Source organism: Marinobacterium halophilum (assembly GCF_003014615.1).
Taxonomy (GTDB): Bacteria; Pseudomonadota; Gammaproteobacteria; order Pseudomonadales; family Balneatricaceae; genus Marinobacterium; species Marinobacterium halophilum.
Genome location: NZ_PYGI01000022.1, coordinates 1 through 17,821 on the forward strand (window position 1 = coordinate 1; position 17,821 = coordinate 17,821).

At 54.5% G+C, this 17,821-nt stretch carries 17 protein-coding genes and 1 tRNA gene; 9 read left to right on the plus strand and 9 right to left on the minus strand.

All coding sequences use genetic code 11. From position 1 onward, the window contains the following. Positions 1 to 436 precede the first annotated feature (436 nt). From CLV44_RS14440 to CLV44_RS14450, 3 genes are read left to right on the plus strand one after another with little or no spacing between them, the layout of a single operon-like run. Entirely contained in the window at positions 437 to 679 is a 243-nt protein-coding gene (locus CLV44_RS14440; RefSeq protein ID WP_106592833.1) for an OadG family protein, read from the plus strand. A gap of 43 nt (positions 680 to 722) precedes the next feature. Continuing rightward, positions 723 to 2,504, plus strand: a complete 1,782-nt coding sequence (gene oadA, locus CLV44_RS14445) for a sodium-extruding oxaloacetate decarboxylase subunit alpha (protein ID WP_106592834.1) — start codon at positions 723 to 725, stop codon at positions 2,502 to 2,504. A gap of 11 nt (positions 2,505 to 2,515) precedes the next feature. After that, positions 2,516 to 3,817 carry a sodium ion-translocating decarboxylase subunit beta gene (locus tag CLV44_RS14450; protein WP_106592835.1) on the plus strand — a complete coding sequence of 434 codons (1,302 nt, stop codon included), beginning with the start codon at positions 2,516 to 2,518 and terminating at the stop codon, positions 3,815 to 3,817. A 45-nt stretch (positions 3,818 to 3,862) separates the two neighbouring features. Here the strand turns inward: CLV44_RS14450 and CLV44_RS14455 are convergent, their stop codons facing one another. Continuing rightward, entirely contained in the window at positions 3,863 to 4,384 is a 522-nt protein-coding gene (locus CLV44_RS14455; protein ID WP_170069362.1) for a TetR/AcrR family transcriptional regulator, read from the minus strand. Between the two features lie 161 nt (positions 4,385 to 4,545). Between CLV44_RS14455 and CLV44_RS14460 the strand changes: the two genes are divergently transcribed. Then, positions 4,546 to 5,088, plus strand: a complete 543-nt coding sequence (locus CLV44_RS14460) for a carboxymuconolactone decarboxylase family protein (protein ID WP_170069363.1) — start codon at positions 4,546 to 4,548, stop codon at positions 5,086 to 5,088. Positions 5,089 to 5,103: 15 nt separating this feature from the next. On the opposite strand, the gene CLV44_RS14465 is transcribed toward CLV44_RS14460, so the two are convergent. After that, positions 5,104 to 6,027, minus strand: a complete 924-nt coding sequence (locus CLV44_RS14465; protein WP_106592838.1) for a histone deacetylase family protein — start codon at positions 6,025 to 6,027, stop codon at positions 5,104 to 5,106. Positions 6,028 to 6,329: 302 nt separating this feature from the next. Between CLV44_RS14465 and CLV44_RS14470 the strand changes: the two genes are divergently transcribed. Then, a complete protein-coding gene (locus tag CLV44_RS14470; RefSeq protein ID WP_106592839.1) occupies positions 6,330 to 7,931 on the plus strand; it encodes a tetratricopeptide repeat protein in 1,602 nt (533 codons plus the stop codon). A gap of 4 nt (positions 7,932 to 7,935) precedes the next feature. Here CLV44_RS14470 and CLV44_RS14475 read toward each other — a convergent pair whose 3' ends face one another. The 6 genes from CLV44_RS14475 to CLV44_RS14500 all read right to left on the minus strand — a co-directional run bounded on the left by CLV44_RS14475 (position 7,936) and on the right by CLV44_RS14500 (position 13,273). After that, a complete protein-coding gene (locus CLV44_RS14475; protein ID WP_106592840.1) occupies positions 7,936 to 9,471 on the minus strand; it encodes a cryptochrome/photolyase family protein in 1,536 nt (511 codons plus the stop codon). 149 nt (positions 9,472 to 9,620) lie between these two features. Beyond that, the gene (locus CLV44_RS14480) at positions 9,621 to 9,857 is read right to left on the minus strand and encodes a hypothetical protein (RefSeq protein WP_106592841.1); all 237 of its coding nucleotides are present in this window, start codon (positions 9,855 to 9,857) and stop codon (positions 9,621 to 9,623) included. A gap of 99 nt (positions 9,858 to 9,956) precedes the next feature. Then, positions 9,957 to 11,036, minus strand: a complete 1,080-nt coding sequence (locus CLV44_RS14485; protein ID WP_106592842.1) for a succinylglutamate desuccinylase/aspartoacylase family protein — start codon at positions 11,034 to 11,036, stop codon at positions 9,957 to 9,959. After that, positions 11,023 to 11,928 (minus strand): 30S ribosomal protein S6--L-glutamate ligase, encoded by a 906-nt coding sequence (rimK, locus tag CLV44_RS14490; RefSeq protein ID WP_106592843.1) that lies wholly within the window; start codon positions 11,926 to 11,928, stop codon positions 11,023 to 11,025. Before rimK ends, CLV44_RS14485 begins: the two co-directional genes overlap by 14 nt. After that, complete coding sequence (locus CLV44_RS14495) at positions 11,925 to 12,407, minus strand: ATP-dependent zinc protease family protein (RefSeq protein ID WP_106592844.1); 483 nt, start codon at positions 12,405 to 12,407, stop codon at positions 11,925 to 11,927. The genes rimK and CLV44_RS14495 overlap by 4 nt, the downstream gene beginning before the upstream one ends. 215 nt (positions 12,408 to 12,622) lie before the next feature. Then, positions 12,623 to 13,273 (minus strand): peroxiredoxin, encoded by a 651-nt coding sequence (locus CLV44_RS14500; RefSeq protein ID WP_106592845.1) that lies wholly within the window; start codon positions 13,271 to 13,273, stop codon positions 12,623 to 12,625. 586 nt (positions 13,274 to 13,859) lie between these two features. On the opposite strand from CLV44_RS14500, the gene CLV44_RS17250 reads away from it, so the two are divergent. Further along, positions 13,860 to 14,390: a lysozyme family protein gene (locus tag CLV44_RS17250; protein WP_146140015.1), complete on the plus strand. Its 531-nt coding sequence runs from the start codon at positions 13,860 to 13,862 to the stop codon at positions 14,388 to 14,390. A gap of 619 nt (positions 14,391 to 15,009) precedes the next feature. Here the strand turns inward: CLV44_RS17250 and CLV44_RS14505 are convergent. Beyond that, a tRNA-Leu gene (locus CLV44_RS14505) sits at positions 15,010 to 15,096 on the minus strand. 146 nt (positions 15,097 to 15,242) lie between these two features. Here CLV44_RS14505 and queA point away from each other — a divergent pair. The 3 genes from queA to yajC are packed head-to-tail and all read left to right on the plus strand — an operon-like array spanning position 15,243 to position 17,799. Further along, positions 15,243 to 16,295, plus strand: coding sequence for a tRNA preQ1(34) S-adenosylmethionine ribosyltransferase-isomerase QueA (gene queA / locus CLV44_RS14510; RefSeq protein ID WP_106592846.1), 1,053 nt, complete (start codon positions 15,243 to 15,245; stop codon positions 16,293 to 16,295). A 14-nt stretch (positions 16,296 to 16,309) separates the two neighbouring features. Then, entirely contained in the window at positions 16,310 to 17,428 is a 1,119-nt protein-coding gene (gene tgt / locus CLV44_RS14515; protein ID WP_106592847.1) for a tRNA guanosine(34) transglycosylase Tgt, read from the plus strand. 38 nt (positions 17,429 to 17,466) lie between these two features. Further along, positions 17,467 to 17,799, plus strand: a complete 333-nt coding sequence (gene yajC, locus CLV44_RS14520; RefSeq protein WP_106592848.1) for a preprotein translocase subunit YajC — start codon at positions 17,467 to 17,469, stop codon at positions 17,797 to 17,799. Positions 17,800 to 17,821: the final 22 nt, after the last annotated feature.

Sequence of the window (17,821 nt, forward strand, 5' to 3'; positions counted from 1 at the left end):
CGGATGCTGGAACGTTATTCTACTGGAATAACAGCTGAGCTATGTTTGTTAGAAGCTATTGAGCGATATCCACAACAACTAACTCAGACATAGCCTTTTTTTGTCCCCGGCTTGTAAATTAGCCAAAAGGCTAACTGCATATTGTTGTTTAAATCATCCTTCCCTGTGTCAATGTCGACACTATTGTCGCAAACGGCAGTCTCTGTCCGGCTAAATGTAAAAAAATTACAGATTGTCGACAATCTTGCAATTGCCCCCTGAGTTTGCGTTAGAATAGATCCGCTGATTGTGTGGATCTGGTCAATAGCTTTTGTAATCCAGACAACATAGTCTGAACATCAGCCTGTCGTCCCGGCTCTGTTACCAGGAGAGTTGAGTGCGGCCAAAAGTCGCCGACAGGTTCAAGGGTTTCGAACAACAACAGGAGCACCCATAGATGGATAATCTGTTCTCGGAGGGCCTCACCCTCATGGCCTTCGGCATGGGGTTCGTTTTTGTCTTTTTGACATTGCTGGTGCTTGTGACCGGCACCATGTCACGACTGGTGACCCGGTTTGTACCGGAACCGGTTGCTAAAGCGCCCAAGGCACGCCCCCGGCCTGCTGCTGCCGGTTCTGCCGGTAACAACGACGAGCTGGTCGCCGTGATTACTGCTGCAGTACACAAGTACCGTAAGTGAAGCGGGTAGATAACAAGAACCTCTGATAGAGAAAGGCTAACTCATGTCCGACGTAAAAAAACCGCTAGGCATTACCGACGTCGTCCTGCGTGATGCGCATCAGTCCCTGTTTGCGACCCGCCTGCGACTCGATGATATGCTTCCGATCGCCGAAAAACTGGATAAGATCGGCTACTGGTCCCTGGAAAGCTGGGGCGGCGCCACTTTTGACTCCTGCATCCGTTACCTGGGTGAAGACCCTTGGACCCGTATTCGTGAATTGAAGGCGGTGATGCCAAACACCAAGCAGCAGATGCTGCTGCGTGGCCAGAATCTTCTGGGTTATCGTCATTACGCCGATGATGTGGTCAGCAAGTTTGTCGAGCGTGCCGCTGTTAATGGCGTGGACGTATTCCGTATCTTTGATGCGATGAACGATCCGCGTAACCTCGAAATGGCAATCAAGGCCGTGAAAGAGTGCGGCAAGCATGCACAGGGCACCATCTCCTTTACGACCAGCCCGGTACACACCACCGAAATGTGGGTGGACTATGCCAAGACGCTGGAAGACATGGGCGCCGACTCTATCGCCATCAAGGACATGGCCGGTATCCTGACGCCGTACAGTGCGTTTGATCTGGTCTCCCGTCTGAAGGCCCAGACCGGTCTTGAAGTGCAGCTGCATGCACACGCAACGGCAGGCCTGTCCGACATGACTATCCTCAAAGCTGTCGAAGCCGGTATTGACCGTGTCGACACGGCAATCTCGTCCATGTCCATGACCTACGGCCATACAGCCACCGAGTCGGTTGTGGCCGCACTGGCGGGCACTGACCGCGATACAGGGCTGGATCTGCTGGCGCTGGAAGAAGTTGCCGCCTACTTCCGTGAAGTACGGAAGAAGTACGCCAAATTTGAAGGCTCGCTGCGCGGTACCGATTCGCGCATCCTGGTGGCTCAGGTGCCGGGTGGCATGCTGACCAACATGGAAAGCCAGCTCAAGGAGCAGGGCGCTGCTGACAAGTTTGATGACGTACTGGCCGAGATTCCGCGCGTGCGCGAAGATCTGGGCTACATCCCGCTGGTAACGCCGACGTCTCAGATTGTTGGTACCCAGGCAGTGATCAACGTACTGATGGGCGAGCGTTACAAGACCATCTCCAAAGAGGTGCAGGGCATCCTCAAGGGCGAGTACGGTGCTGCGCCGGCCCCTTACAATGCCGAATTGCAGGCCCGGGTACTGGATGGCAAGGAGCCGCTGACCTGCCGCCCCGCTGACCAGCTGCAGTCTGAAATGGACAAGCTTACCGCTGAGCTGAAGCAGACGGCGGTCGACAAGGACATCGCACTGGCGAAAGGTGAGAACGAGATTGATGATGTTCTGACCTACGCACTGTTCCCGCAGATTGGCCTTAAATTCCTGGAAAACCGCGGTAACCCCGACGCTTTTGAACCTGTACCGACTCTTGAGGACGCGAAAATCATGGCAGCCCCGAAAAACACCGGACCGGAAGTCTACACCATCAATGTTAATGGCCAGAACTATGTGGTTCAGGTCAGCGAAGGCGGTGATGTTTCCTCTATTGCAGCGGCCCCTGCTGCTGCCCCGGCCACCGCTCCGGCTGCAGGCGCTGGTGAGCCGGTACCGGCACCGCTGGCGGGTAACATCTGGAAGGTTGAGGTTGCACCGGGTGAGTCCGTACAGGAAGGTGATGTGCTGGTGATTCTGGAAGCGATGAAGATGGAAACTGAAGTCCGTGCCGCTCGTGCCGGTACCGTTGTCTCTATCGATGTCAAAGAGGGTGATGCCGTACAGGTCGGTGACTCCCTGCTGACGCTAGCCTAAGGTACAGATGCATGGATAAGCTACTCGATCTGTGGCTGGCGTCGGGGATATCCAATATCTCCGTCGGTCAGTTCAGCATGATGATTATCGGTCTGGGGCTGCTCTACCTTGCGATCCGCAAGAACTTCGAGCCGCTTCTGCTGGTTCCGATTGGCTTCGGCGGTATTCTGGCGAATATCCCTGAAGCGGGTCTGGCGTTCTCGGCGGTGGAAAATGCGATCCATTTTGCCAAGCCTGAAGTATTGCAGCAATTGGCAGTCACTCTGGGTGTCAGTGGCGCAGATGTGCATGAACTGACTCATGCCTATCACGTCTCCAATGTCAGCACACATGCGGCTGCCAGCATGGTTGCGCAGGATGCCGGTTACAGCAACGGCATGCTGTATAACTTCTATCTGATTGCGATCGCTTCAGGTGCCGCGCCACTGATCATCTTCATGGGTGTGGGCGCGATGACGGACTTCGGTCCGCTGTTGGCCAATCCGCGTACGCTGTTCCTTGGCGCTGCAGCCCAGTTCGGTATCTTTGCGACAGTGCTGGGGGCGGTTGCCCTGAGCAGTTTCGGGATTCTGGACTTCAGTATTCAGGATGCTGCCGCTATCGGCATTATCGGCGGTGCTGACGGCCCGACGGCCATCTATGTGGCCAGTCTGCTGGCACCTCAGCTGTTGGGTGCGATTGCAGTCGCGGCATACTCCTACATGGCTTTGGTACCGTTGATTCAGCCGCCGATCATGCGCGCACTGACCACCGCTGCCGAGCGCAAGATCAGCATGAGCCAGCTGCGTCATGTGTCGAAGACCGAGAAGATCCTCTTCCCGCTGTTGCTGTTGATTCTGGTAGCCATGCTGCTGCCGGATGCGGCACCGCTGCTGGGTATGTTCTGCTTCGGTAACCTGATGCGCGAGTGTGGTGTGGTTGACCGTCTGAGCGATACTGCCCAGAACGCGCTGATCAACATCGTTACCATCTTCCTGGGTCTGTCGGTCGGTTCCAAACTGTCCGCTGACAAGTTCCTGGATGTGCAGACGCTGGGTATTCTGGTGCTGGGTATTGTTGCCTTTGGTATCGGTACTGCCTGCGGCGTGATCATGGCCAAGTTCATGAACAAGCTGCAGGGCGGCAACGCCATCAACCCGCTGATCGGTTCTGCCGGTGTATCAGCGGTACCGATGGCGGCGCGTGTATCCAACAAGCTGGGTCTGGAAGCCAACCCGCAGAACTTCCTGCTGATGCACGCAATGGGCCCGAATGTGGCCGGCGTTATCGGCTCGGCAGTTGCGGCGGGTGTGATGATCAAGTTTGTGGGCTGATATAGCCTGGCATAACCAAGAACGGAGCCTTCGGGCTCCGTTTTTTTATGTCTGCAGTAACGCTCTGATAGCGGTCAGGCTTTGTTTAATGGCAGGCTCGCTATCCTGAACACGCGCCACGGTTAGCACTCCTTCGTACAATGGCAGCAGCAGCCATGCCTGCTGTGGATCGAAGCCTTCCTCTTCCAGCAGCTGGTGCAAAAACTGTCGCATCCAGTCCATGTGTTCTCTGGCCAATGCATGAATGGGCGGGTTTGAATACATGAATTCGGCGGCGGCATTGTTGAACAGGCAACCGTTGAAATCGTCTTCTCCACAGACTCCCTGCAAGTCTTCGAATGGTGCCAATATGCGTTCCAGCCCTTTCCCGCGCAGCCGTTGAGCCTGCTGCTGCAGACTGGACCGTACGCGCATGCTCGCACGCTCCAGCACGGCCAGAATCAGAGCATCTTTGGAGGCGAAATGCTTATACAGGGTGGTTTTGGCTACGCCTGATTCAGCCTGGATACGGTCGATGCCGGTGGCATGAAAGCCGTCGCGATAGAACAGTTGCTCCGCGGTATCCATAAGTAACTCGCGTCTGGGCGCTGGCATGTTGCGGGTTCTCTCTGTGCAAGAATGGTGTGGGCATCATACCAGCTTGTATAAAACCCGTTGACACTACAGATCTGTACACCTAGTATCGGATGGGTGTACAGATCTGTTTCTTTTTATTTTGGAGGTTAATCATGTCCCGTATGCCGATGCTAGGTCCTGAAACTGCATGTGAACAAGGTGCCCCGACACTTGAACACATTCGCAAGCAATTGGGGATGCTGCCGAATTTTTTTGCCGGGTTGGCCAATCATGGCGCTTCGTTGAATGCCTATCTGGCGTTTGAGGATCAGTTATCCACCGGCAGCCGACTGACAGCGGCCCAGCGAGAAATGATTTCGCTGGCCGTGGCGAATGCCAATGGCTGTCATTACTGTGTCAGTGGCCATACCTTATCGGCCAGGCATGCCGGTGTGGATGCCGCAGCGGCGAAACGGGCTCAGCAGGGACAGGCGCAGGAAGCAAAAGATCAGGCAATGCTGGATTTTGCCCTGGATGTGCTGGAACAGCGTGGGCATCTGCCGGACGATAGCCTGAACGCCGCACGCCAGATGGGGTTGGATGATGCCACCCTGGTGGAGATCACCAGTTGGGTGGGCATCAACAGCTACAGTAACTGGATCAATAATCTGATTCGTCCGAAGATCGATTTCCCCGAAGTGCCGCTGATCGACTAAAGCGTACTGGCGGGCTTAGAAGCCGGCCAGCACTTCGAGGTGGGCCTGTACGCTGAATGCCAGCGGAACCGGGTTGTAACCGCCTTCCAGCACGGAGACGATGCGGCCCTGACAATGTTCATCGGCATACTGCTTGATCACCTGAGTGACCTTGCGGAAGTCTTCCTCTTCCAGGTTCAGGTCGCCCATCGGATCATCCTTGTGGGCATCGAAGCCGGCCGAAATGAAGATCATATCCGGCTTGTGCGCAGCCAGCGCCGGTAACCATTTATCGGCAATGGCTTGATGGAAAACACTGGGTTCAGTGTGGGCGGCAATCGGGCAGTTGATGATGTGCGGCCGTTCGATTTCGTGGAAGCGTTCGGGGTAATAGGGGTGCTGGAAGGTGGAACAGACCAGCACTTCAGCGCGGTCCTTGAAGATATCCACCGTGCCGTTGCAGTGGTGGACATCAAAGTCGAGGATTGCCACGCGCTCAATGCCTGGCTGCTCCAGCGCATGGGCGGCACCGATAGCGACATTGTTATACAGGCAGAAACCCATTGCCAGGTTGTACTCGGCGTGATGGCCGGGTGGGCGCACGGCACAGAAGGCGTTATCGGCTTTGCCGCTGAGCACGCGGTTGACTGCCAGAATCACGCTGCCGGCAGCAAGGCTGGCTGCGTGCAGCGATTCGGGACACATGGCCGTATCATCGTCGGTATAGGCAATGCCTGATGTGGGCTGCTTGGCTTCCAGGCGTTTGTGGTGCAGCTTGTGGTGTACCATCGCGATCTGTTCATCGGTGACGTCAACCGAGGTCAGCTGGTCAAGATGATCGATAAGGCCGGTACGTTCCAGCACCTTGTGAATGGCTGCCAAACGGAGAGGGCTTTCCGGATGTTCGGGGCCCAGATTGTGCAGCATGCAGTCCTTGTGAGTAATAAATGCCGTAGTCATAACGCTAGCCTGCTCCTCTATTGTCAACATTCTAGAGGAAAACAGCAGGGCAGAGGCTTAGGCGATGGTCTTAGTTCATTAAAACCTTGTCAAAGTCGGGGAAGTTTGACCCTTGTCATGACTGCGGTGCCTGTAGTGTCGGCACCGTGTCGTATTTTCTCGGTATCAGGCGTTCATATCGAACAGCGGGTGCTTTTTATGTCTTTCATCCGCTTCCCGTTCTTCTGGCAACATACATCCCTCTGTATACTGATGCCACCCCCCTGAATACTGGCATCAAACTCAAAGGTGGATACACCGCTGTGGGCTCTCGCAACATTGACTACACCAACAAGAGCGTTCTGCTGATCGACAGCAGCGGCAACCTGCGCTCAACAATTTATTACATGTTGCGCGAGCTGGGTGTACGGAACCTCAAGGCGACCACGGTCAATGAGAAGGTGCTGACCCTGATTCAGGAGGAGCCCTTCGATATTATCCTGCTGGGACATAACAGCAGTGATGCTGTTACCGGCATGCAAATACTGGAAGAGGCCCGCTTTCGCGGTTTCATCCGGCCGACGGCAGGCTGGATCTTCATGACCAGCGATGCGTCCCAGGAAGTGGTGTTGCATGCCATCGACAGCCGTCCCGATGACCTGTTGACCCGCCCGTTTTCGATCGATGAGCTGAAGAGTCGCCTTGACCATCTGGTGTTGCGCAAGGAAGTGATGCGCCCGGTAGAGCAGGCGATCGAAGTGGGTGATCTGGAAGGGGCCGTGCTGGCGTGTGACGATATTCCGCGTCAGGACAGCAACAGCGAATATGCGCGACGTTTGAAGGCAAGTTTGTTATTGCAACTTAATCGGCCTGATGAAGCCTATGCAGTATTGGAGCGTGTGTTCTGGGAGGTGCCGGACAAGGAAGTAGGCTTGTGCATGGCGCAGGCGCTGGTAGCGATGCAGCGCCTGGCAGAAGCGCAGGACTTGCTGGAAAGTCTGATTGAACACTACCCTCTGCTGATTGCCGCGTATGATCTGCTGGCTCAGGTACATGAACAGAGCGGTGATCTGGACGGCGCCCGCGAAATTCTGAAAACGGCAACGTCCAAGGCCCCGCTGGGCATTCCCCGGCAGATGGAGCTGGGGCGGGTGGCAACACAGACGCGGGTTCTGGATTTGGCAGAAGGGGCCTATCGCAAATCCATCGTGCTGGGGCGGCGCAGCTGTTACCGTTCAGCAGAGCCTTACCTGCGTTTGGCCAACATCCGTCGCCTTGAGCTGCATAATGCGGATGTGCGACGTCAGATCGAATTGCGTAATGATCTGGATGCACTGCTGAATAATGCCGAATACAGCTTTCCCAAGGACCAGACACTGAAAGTGCGTACGGCGCTGTTACGTGCGCAGGCCTGTCAGGACTTGGGAGACGGGCAGGAAGCCCGCAAATACCGTGAAGAGGCTAAACAGCGCAATGCCGAGCTGGCACAACCGCTACAGTTGGAGCGGGAAGCCCTGATATTGTCGGGTGATCCGGTACCGGTACTGGAGCCGGAAACAGAGCTCGCGCAGGTGAAGAGCGGGCGTCGTGACCAGGGCATGAGCGAAAAGGTCAACCGCCTGGGCGTGAAGCATTACCTGGCTGGCAAGTTGACTCAAGCGATCCGCTACTTTGGTTTGGCGCTCGAATATGATCCTGGTAATGCGGCCGCCCTGTTGAACCTGGCACAGCTGTTTCTGGAAGCGGCGCGTGACAGCAGTAACAAGCGTGAAGAACGACTGAAGATGGTGGATCGCTACCTGCGCCTGACTGAACGTTTACCGCTGGAAACCGCCGAACAACTCCGTCAGCACCAGTTGAAAAGCTACCGTAAGGTGCCGATCACCGAGTTGCCGGTCGGTACCTTGGGCGTTCTGCTGCGCTAGACGTTTACGTCAGTTGTTCAAGGAAAATGCGTGCACTGTCATCGACCTGCTGGCGCTGCTCCGCAGACATGCGCTCCAAGTGGCGATAGGCCAGTGCCATCCGCGGATTCTGCTGCAACTGCTCGGCATGCTCGGCCATGAAATTCCAGTACAGGTAATTGAACGGGCAGGCGTCGGGGCCGCTTTTGAGTTTTACGTCATAGCGGCAGTGCTTGCAGTAATCCGACATGCGGTTGATATAGGCACCCCCGGCAGCGTAGGGCTTGCTGGCCATTATGCCGCCATCAGCAAACAGCACCATACCGTGCACGTTGGGCAATTCCACCCATTCGTAGGCATCGGCATACACCAGCAGATACCATTCATTGACCTGTTCCGGGTCGAGCCCCGCCAGTAAGGCGAAGTTTCCCAACACCATCAGCCGCTGAATGTGATGTGCGTAAGCATGAGCCTTGGTGTCCTGTACACACTGGCGCAGGCAGTTGAGGTCGGTTTCGGCATCCCAGTAAAAGCGGGGCAATGGACGGGTTGCCTGCAGCTGGTTAAGGTTGCGATAGTCCGGCATTTTCAACCAGTACAGACCGCGAACATACTCACGCCAGCCCAGCACCTGCCGGATGAAGCCCTCGACCGCATTCAGCGGGGCCAGCCCCTGATGGTATGCCTGTTCTGCGGCTTTGATGGCTTCCATCGGGTGCAGTAACCCAAGATTGATATAAGCGCCCAAGTGCGAGTGATACAGCCAGGGATCATCCTGGCGCATGGCATCCTGATAATCACCGAACAGCGGCAGACGTTCGCTGATAAACGCCGCCAGTACCTGCTGTGCCTGTTCAGCGGTAACGGCAAAGTGGAAATCATCCAGGTCACCAAAATGATCATCGAAGGTTTTAGCCACCTGAGTGATAACGCTGCGAGTGATGGTATCTGGCTCAAACCGTGTGGGTGCAGGTGGCTGTACCGAGGCGGGCATCGGTTTGCGGTTGTTGCGGTCCAGGTTCCACTGGTCCCCGAGTGGCTTGGAGCCTGCCATCAGAATGTCATAACGGCGGCGCATCTCACGGTAGAAATACTCCATGCGCAATTGCTTGCGCCCCTTTGCCCAGCGAGCAAATTCAGCGTGGCTGCATAGGAAACGGTCATCTTCCCTGATCTCGAAGTTGTACTCCGGATGCGCAGCCTGCCAGTGCTCAAACTGCTGGCGCAGTCGATACTCCCCCGGTTCGGTCAGCACACAATTGCGGCAGCCTGAATGGGTAAGTATGCGCTCCATTTCGGTAGTAAAGCAGCCCGAGTTGTCCGCGTCGTCCAGACGCACGTACTTTACCTTGAAGCCCCGTGCCTGCAATTGCTTGGCAAAATGGCGCATGGCCGAGAATACCAGCACCAGCTTTTTCTTGTGGTGGGGTACATAGCAGGCTTCTGCGCGCAGTTCGCACATCAGAATCAGATCGGTGGCAGGGTTGGCGTCCCGCAAACTGGAGATTGCGGCGCTGAGCTGGTCGCCAAGGATCAGGCGGAGGCTGGGGGAAGAGGGCACGGGTCAGTACTCGATCAAGAGGTTGACCATGCTACGTGGCTTGGCCGCGTTTGGATTGCTCCGGTGATTGGCCATAAAAAAACCCGCAAGGAAAACCTTGCGGGCCTAAAACAACAAACAACAGATCAAGAATCTACATCCTGAAGGCATCAGGCAGTCTGGACCGACTCCATGTGACGGGTCACATGGGCACCAATACGGTGACCGCTGACAGCAATCTCGCCTTTCCAACGCATCCAGGTCAGCAATTCGCCTACCTGTTTGAGCAGTCGGGCACAAGCACTGGGACCATGCTCCTCGGAGCATTCGGTATAGCCCATTGCGACCAGCTCCAAGTGGATACGACGATCCTCATGTGGAATTCCGGTGTAGTGCTTCTCGTTCATAACAACACTCCCCAATATGTGTGTTAGACCTTAGTAGTATATAGCAGTGCATGTAGAGACACAATAACCGACAGTCCACATGGGGCATTGAAATGGTGTCTACATCTCGTCGTAGGGCCTGCTGGGGATACCGATGCGCAGTGCTTCGTCGCCCAGCCCCTCGTTCACTTCATCAATCAGGTGGCCCACCTGTTCAACGACGTGTTCATCCTCTTCTTCGAAGTACGCCAGATTGAAGACGGCATCACCTTCGTTCACCAGCGGCAAGGTAAGCTGACCGATGACGACCCCACTCTTGGGCGCTTCTATGGTGCCTTCATTCAGGCCAAGGGGAGCGCTGACATAGGCCAGAATCTGACCTTTGGTAACACTATCTCCCAGTTGTACCTGGCTGCGTACAATGCCGTTTTCATTGGCGCGAACCCAGCTGGTAGAGCGAGCAATCACCGGATTGATCAGCCCCTTCCTGCGGGTTTTACGGATCATGCCCAGCTCACGCATCACACCGAGAATACCGTTAACAGCCGCACCGATAGCAAGCGAATCAAAGCGCAGGGCTTCACCGCCTTCATAGGTAATGGTCGGGATATCCAGTGACTCGGCAACGGCCCGCAGTGAACCGTCGCGCAGCTCGGCATCAATAATGATGGGCGCGGCGAAGGCACGAACCATCTCATCCGTTGCCGGATTGGCGAGGTTGGCGCGGATCTGCGGCAGGTTGGAGCGGTGCAGGGCACCGGTATGCAGGTCGATGATATGGGTGCAGTGCTTCACCACCTGGTTCAGGAACTGATAGGCCAGGCGGGATGCAATGGAACCGCGCTCGGAGCCGGGGAAGCAGCGGTTCAAATCACGTCGATCAGGCAGATAACGTGACTTGTGGACAAAACCGAACACGTTGACCACCGGCACGGCGATCAACACACCTTTCAAGCGTTCCGGTTTGATCTGGTTCAGCAACTGGCGGACAGCTTCCACGCCGTTCAGTTCATCGCCATGAATAGCAGCACTGACCAGCAGGACCGGGCCCGCATATTTGCCGTTTACAACTTCAATTGGCGTACCCAGCGGGGAGTGTGTATACAGCTGAGCAACTTCCAGATCGATGATAGTACGCTCGCCGGGCGGTACAGTGACCCCGGCCAGCGTGATTGGCTGGTTGAGCTTAGCCTTTGCCACGGGTGCGCGTCCTTTGCGGTTTGGCATTTTTCTCGATGTGCTCAATGATCATGCCGGCAATATCCTTGCCCGTCGCTTTCTCAATGCCCTCAAGGCCAGGAGAGGAGTTTACTTCCATCACCAGCGGCCCTCGTGACGAGCGCAGCAGGTCAACACCGGCAACGCCGAGTCCCATGGATTTGGCGGCATCGATTGCCGTTTTACGTTCTTCCGGCGTGATACGAATCAGTGATGCGTGGCCGCCGCGGTGCAGGTTGGAGCGGAACTCGCCTTCAGCGCCCTGACGCTTCATGGCGGCGATAACACGGTCGCCAATGACAAAGCAGCGAATGTCAGCACCACCGGCTTCCTTGATATATTCCTGCACCATGATGTTGGCCTTGAGGCCCATGAAGGCCTCGATCACGCTCTCGGCGGCCTTGCGGGTTTCAGCCAGTACCACACCGATCCCCTGAGTGCCTTCCAGCAGCTTGATCACGACGGGAGCGCCGCCAACCATATCCAGCAAGTCTTTAACATCGTCCGGTTTGCTGGCGAAGCCGGTCACCGGCATGCCGATGCCTTTGCGGGACAGCAACTGCAACGAGCGCAGCTTGTCGCGGGAGCGGGTGATGGCAACGGACTCGTTCACCGGAAACACGCCCATCATCTCAAACTGGCGCAACACGGCGCAGCCATAGAAGGTAACCGAGGCACCAATACGCGGGATGATGGCATCAAAATCCACCAGGTCTTCACCCTTGAAATGGATTGATGGCAGTTCGGAGTTGATATTCATATAGCAGCGCAGTGCATCGATCACTTTGACTTCGTGGCCGCGTTCTTTGCTGGCTTCAATGAGACGGCGTGTTGAGTAAAGTGAAGAGTTACGCGATAGGATGCCGATTTTCATAGTGCCTCGCATTCAACCGAAAGCTGATAAGAAAGAGAAGGGTTAACGACCAGTCGTCCGTTCATGGTGGTTCTACCCACCAACATGCGGAATTTCATGGTGTCGCGGTTAGTCAGCGTAAACTCTGCCGGCCAGCGCATATTGTTGAACTCGATCATGGTCTTGATGACATAGCGCATCTCTGTGTGGCCGCCTGAATCCGTGACAGCACGGAAATCGGCCACTTCAGCTTCGCAGGTGATGACACGTTCAGTACTGCCCTGGTCCGGGTGAACCCGGAAGCGGACCCACTTTGCACCGTCGCGCTCAAAGGGTTCGACTTCGAATGCATGGATGCAGGAGGTACGGGCACCGGTATCCATTTTTGCCTTGATATGGGAAATGCCCAGCTCGGGCAAAGAGATCCATTCCCGCCATCCGGCGATGCTTAAAGCGGGCTCTACAGCCGCTGCTGCGGCGTTATCATTCGTACAGTCCATGCAGACCTCAGGGGTTGTCAAAAGAGGCACTTTATATCTTTAATGCTGGCACATGTCTGCTGGAAATACACTTGATTTTCGCGGATGTTCAGGGGGGATATATATGTAGGGAGTAGAGGATACAGTTGAGCATCTATAGCGATCAGCTAAAAACTCCCCACCGAAAGCCAAGGCTTCCGTGCGGGGAGTCGTGTTACGGCAGCGGCCAATTCGTTTTACGGCTGTTTGGTTGTCCGCAGGTAAGGCAGCTTGATATCAACAGCGCCAAATTTTGCTTTCGCTTCATCATCATTCAACGACAAAGCCACAATCACGTCTTCACCGGCCACCCAGTTTGCAGGCGTGGCGATCGGGGTCTGATAAGTCGCTTGTAGCGCATCCAGTGCACGAAGTACTTCAGCAAAGTTACGACCTACAGACATCGGGTAGGTCATCGACAGCTGCAGCTTTTTGTCCGGGCTAAAAATAAAGACGACGCGCACGCTGGCAGAATCGGCAGCGGTTCTGCCGTCTGGCAGGTAGGCATCGGCGGGCAGCATGTCGAGAGCTTTGGCAACGGCCAGATCATCGTCAGCAATGATCGGGAAAGTGGCCGGTGCGCCCGAAAACGTCTCGATATCTGCTTTCCATGCAACGTGTTCATCAACGCCATCAACAGACAGGCCGATAACTTTAGTACCGCGCTTTTCCCACTCGGCTGCAAGTTGAGCAACCGCACCAAACTCGGTTGTACAAACGGGCGTGAAATCTTTCGGGTGGCTGAACAGAATCGTCCAGCTGTCGCCGATGAAGTCGTGTAGTTTGAAATCACCCAGATCGGTTTTCAAATCCAGGTTCGGTACGGTGTCATTGATGCGAAGTGCCATCTGTTAGATCTCCAATTGTCGTCCGTTTACACGCATTAGCGCCTGCATAGAGAACATAATCATCTAAGTTTATAACATTATGAAATTGAACATTCCAATGATGATGATAGTAAAGACTCATTACCTTGTCGTTGATGCCGATGTGGTTCTTTGACTGGAATATCAGTAAGGCAGCAGAAAATCTGCTTAGCGCACGAAGCGGACATTCGCAGGAATCAGCCGATCGATCCATGCACCACTTGGCCTGTGGACAAGCGGGTCTGAGTTTGTGGTTACTGACAGTGTATTGAAGGTCATATGCCGTGAGAGCTTGTTTTTCCACTTAACTTTGCTCAAATACGACTGGTAACAGACGGAAAAATCGTTCAGTATCAGGGATACTATAGACTGGCCGTTGCAAGATAATGCGCACGGCAAAGCAGCAAAACTCGCATGCTCGTTTTCACCGGAAGAAAATGGCAGTGATATCTTGACCTATCCTTGCTTTTCAGGTGCTTACGACAGCTCCTCCAGCCTTCGGCTGAGAGCAAATATATGCATGCACAGTATTAAATGTTATAGCACATGGAAAAGTTCGGAGAGCTTAGTGAAAGACATTCCAGTTTTATCAGATAGTAAGGCAAGAAAGAAAAGTATCATTGATGACACACCTGCGCTTTTCAATATTGAGGAAAATTCATCAGCCATTGGGTCCGAGCCTTTAATTGAGTTGGAAGTAGCGAGTCAAGTATCAAAATGGTGCGGTTTAATTCAAAGCCTTGCCATTAAGCACAAAGTTGATCCAAATCTCGCAAAAGCGATCATGTATATGGAAACAACTCATGGTTGGTATGATAAATTTTATCCTTTTCGAAAAACAATTCTCCCAATGAATGTACACTATCAGTATTGGCGCGATTTAGGTGCTACTGAGGAAAACTTGAATTGCCCATTTAATAACATTGAGATTGGCGTCATTCTTTTAGCTCGCATTTCCGCCCGAATTAAAAACCCAACACCAAGAAAAGTGGCAACAGTATATAATTTTCTTGGGGCTGAAAAAGTAAATAAATACGGCGCGCGAGTAGGAAAATTAATGAAAGAAAAACCATGGGTTAAACAAGGTTGTGTGCGATGAAAAAAGCATTAATATCATGCGTAATTTTCTCAGCACTAATTGCCACTTATATATTGTATGTTGGACTTCAGCACAATGCGATGGGAGAGTTCTGTCTTAATCCTGGTATCGCCAAATGCGAATTAGATTATGGATATACATTCGGAGTATGGGCCTCTTGGTTCTTAGTCCTTGTGCTTCCCAGTACTTTACTAGTAGTTTTAGTAAGATTTCTACTGGATAGAGGGGGCCGGTCTTAACCAACGCATAAACTGGACCGTTTTTTTTGCTGATGCTTCATAAACCGGCCCGTTATGTAGGCGTTAATGTCCGCTATGGGCCAAAGAGTGACTTGCCGCGTTACCGTTCTCGACCGGGAATTGAAGCGCAGATGTAGCGTGGCCTGAAGGGTGAGCTGTCTCGCATCGTGACATGCAACTCAATCCCCGATGTTGGATAGCCTTGCCTTTTGATGGATACCGTTGGATGTCACGGCGTACAGAAACCGCACAGGCGGTGGACATAATGTGGACAAGGTGTGAAATTCAGGCACAAAAAAAGCGGCTACCTTTCGGTTCCGCTTAATCTTAAGCCTCTGATTTACAGGCTTTTTCTGTACTTATTCAGTGGCTTGAATAAGTGGTACCAGCGGCCGGACTCGAACCGGCACACCCGTTAAGGCGGGGGATTTTGAATCCCCTGTGTCTACCAATTTCACCACGCTGGCACTTCATTTGGCAGGATCTGCGAGTGCATTCCCTGCTGAAGTTGGCGCATATTATATGCGACTTGTAGCTGGCGTCAATCAAGACTGAAAAAAACCTTCATTTCGGGTAAACTTCACGCTTTCCCAAACCGGTTTGATAGAGTCCCATGCAGGTAAAAGATTTCCATTTCGAGCTGCCGGAAGAGCTGATTGCGCGTTACCCTCTGGAGCAGCGCAGTGCCAGCCGGCTGCTCTGTGTCGACGGCAATACGGGTGAGCGAGCACATCGCCAATTTTCTGATCTGCCGTCATTGCTGCAGCCCGGCGATCTGCTGGTGTTCAACGATACCCGGGTGATCCCGGCTCGATTGTTCGGGCAGAAGGCGAGCGGCGGCAAAATCGAGATGCTGATTGAACGGGTCACGTCCGAGTCCGAGGCGCTGGCGCATATTCGCTCCAGTCGCGCACCCAAGCCGGGTACCTGCCTGCAGCTGGAGGGTGGCCTGGAAGCGGAAGTGACCGGTCGTCAGCAAAACCTGTTCGAGGTGCGTTTTACCAATCTGGACGGGCATCTGGTGAGCGCGCTGGAACAGCATGGCCATATGCCGCTGCCGCCGTACATGAATCGCGAAGACCAGCTGTCCGACCGCGAACGTTACCAGACCGTTTACAACCGCAAGCCGGGGGCGGTGGCCGCACCCACAGCGGGTCTGCACTTTGATGAGCCGCTGTTGCAGCAGTTGCGTGACATGGGTGTGGAACAGGCTTTCGTGACGCTGCACGTGGGCGCAGGGACGTTTCAGCCGGTGAAGGTCGACAACATTACCGATCACCACATGCATGCCGAATATATCGAGGTGTCGGAAGAAACCTGTGCGGCGGTGAAAGCGGCGCAGGCACGGGGCAGTCGCGTGATTGCCGTGGGCACTACCAGCGTGCGTTGTCTGGAAACCGCCAGTCAGTCCGGTGAGATTGCACCTTTCTATGGTGATACCGACATCTTTATCTACCCCGGTTACCGCTATCGCACGGTGGAAGCGTTGGTAACCAACTTCCACCTGCCGGAATCAACGCTGTTGATGCTGGTAAGTGCCTTCACTGGGCACAAGGCGATGATGCAGGCGTATGCCGATGCCGTGGCCGAACGTTACCGTTTTTTCAGTTATGGCGATGCCATGTTTTTGACCCGTCGCGAAGCGGCGGATGAGGAATCCCTGTGAGCAGAGAATGTTTTATGCAGTTTGAAACCACCGCCAGTGAAGGCAAGGCGCGCCGTGGCCGTCTGACTTTCCCGCGAGGCGTGGTGGAAACACCGGCGTTCATGCCGGTGGGTACGTATGGCACGGTCAAGGGGATGACGCCGCGAGATATCGAGGCCACGGGTGCCCAGATTATCCTCGGCAACACCTTTCATCTGATGCTGCGTCCGGGCACCGAGATCGTGCAGCAGCACGGTGATCTGCACGATTTCATGAACTGGAAAGGGCCGATCCTGACCGATTCCGGTGGCTTTCAGGTGTTCAGCCTGGGCAAGATGCGCAAGATTACCGAAAACGGTGTGGTCTTCCAGTCGCCGGTCAACGGCAGCAAGGTGGTGATGACGCCGGAAAGCTCGATGCAGGTTCAGCGTGAGCTGGGCTCTGATATCGTGATGATCTTCGATGAATGTACCCCTTATCCGGCGACGCACAAGGAAGCGGCTGACTCCATGCGCATGTCACTGCGCTGGGCGCAACGCTCCAAGGATGCGCACGGTGACAGCCCATCGGCGCTGTTCGGTATTATTCAGGGCGGCATGTATGAAGACCTGCGTGATGAGTCCCTTGAAGGGCTGACCAGTATCGGTTTTGACGGCTATGCCATTGGCGGCCTCTCGGTGGGCGAGCCGAAAGAAGACATGAAGCGAGTGTTGGATCATCTGGCGTGGAAAATGCCGGAAGACAAGCCGCGTTATCTGATGGGCGTCGGCAAGCCGGAAGATCTGGTGGAAGGCGTGCGCCGTGGCGTCGACATGTTCGACTGTGTAATGCCGACCCGTAATGCGCGCAACGGCTTTTTGTTTACCCGTGACGGCATCGTCAAGATCCGTAACTCGGCCAACAAGACCAATACGGCACCGGTGGATGAAACCTGTAGCTGTTATACCTGTCAGAACTTCAGTCGTGCCTATTTACACCACTTGGACAAGTGCAAGGAGATCCTTGGGGCGCAGCTCAACACCATCCATAACCTGCACTACTATCAAGAGCTAATGGCTGGTTTGCGCAACGCTATTGAACAGGGTAAATTGAGCGACTTCATAGACGAATTCTATCGTCGGCGCGGCCAGACCACTCCGCCGCTGACGGCGTGAAAACGAACACCTTTACTGTAATCGGGAGTACAACCTGAATGAGTTTTCTGATTTCTCCGGCACTGGCCGCTGATGCACCTGCTGCTGGCCCTGATGCGGGCATGTTCAACATCATCTTCCTGGTCGGCTTCGGTCTGATTTTCTACTTCTTCATGTGGCGTCCCCAGGCCAAGCGCGCGAAAGAGCACAAGAACCTGATCGCCAACCTGGCCAAGGGTGATGAAGTGATCACCGCGGGTGGCATCATCGGCAAGGTGACCCGCCTGACCGACGACTACATCGTGCTGGAAGTGTCTGAAGGCACCGAGCTCAAGTTCCAGAAGGCTCATGTAGCGGCCGAACTGCCCAAGGGCACGATCAAAGGTATCTGATCGCCCCGTCGAGTGACCCAGC

What these genes read in the sequence shown, in the direction of transcription:
- CLV44_RS14440 (WP_106592833.1), top strand. Translation starts at nt 437, where the DNA reads ATGGATAATCTGTTCTCGGAGGGCCTCACCCTCATGGCCTTCGGCATG.
- oadA (WP_106592834.1), top strand. Translation starts at nt 723, where the DNA reads ATGTCCGACGTAAAAAAACCGCTAGGCATTACCGACGTCGTCCTGCGT.
- CLV44_RS14450 (WP_106592835.1), top strand. Translation starts at nt 2,516, where the DNA reads ATGGATAAGCTACTCGATCTGTGGCTGGCGTCGGGGATATCCAATATC.
- CLV44_RS14455 (WP_170069362.1), bottom strand. Translation starts at nt 4,384, where the DNA reads ATGGATACCGCGGAGCAACTGTTCTATCGCGACGGCTTTCATGCCACC.
- CLV44_RS14460 (WP_170069363.1), top strand. Translation starts at nt 4,546, where the DNA reads ATGTCCCGTATGCCGATGCTAGGTCCTGAAACTGCATGTGAACAAGGT.
- CLV44_RS14465 (WP_106592838.1), bottom strand. Translation starts at nt 6,027, where the DNA reads ATGACTACGGCATTTATTACTCACAAGGACTGCATGCTGCACAATCTG.
- CLV44_RS14480 (WP_106592841.1), bottom strand. Translation starts at nt 9,857, where the DNA reads ATGAACGAGAAGCACTACACCGGAATTCCACATGAGGATCGTCGTATC.
- rimK (WP_106592843.1), bottom strand. Translation starts at nt 11,928, where the DNA reads ATGAAAATCGGCATCCTATCGCGTAACTCTTCACTTTACTCAACACGC.
- CLV44_RS14495 (WP_106592844.1), bottom strand. Translation starts at nt 12,407, where the DNA reads ATGGACTGTACGAATGATAACGCCGCAGCAGCGGCTGTAGAGCCCGCT.
- CLV44_RS14500 (WP_106592845.1), bottom strand. Translation starts at nt 13,273, where the DNA reads ATGGCACTTCGCATCAATGACACCGTACCGAACCTGGATTTGAAAACC.
- queA (WP_106592846.1), top strand. Translation starts at nt 15,243, where the DNA reads ATGCAGGTAAAAGATTTCCATTTCGAGCTGCCGGAAGAGCTGATTGCG.
- tgt (WP_106592847.1), top strand. Translation starts at nt 16,310, where the DNA reads ATGCAGTTTGAAACCACCGCCAGTGAAGGCAAGGCGCGCCGTGGCCGT.
- yajC (WP_106592848.1), top strand. Translation starts at nt 17,467, where the DNA reads ATGAGTTTTCTGATTTCTCCGGCACTGGCCGCTGATGCACCTGCTGCT.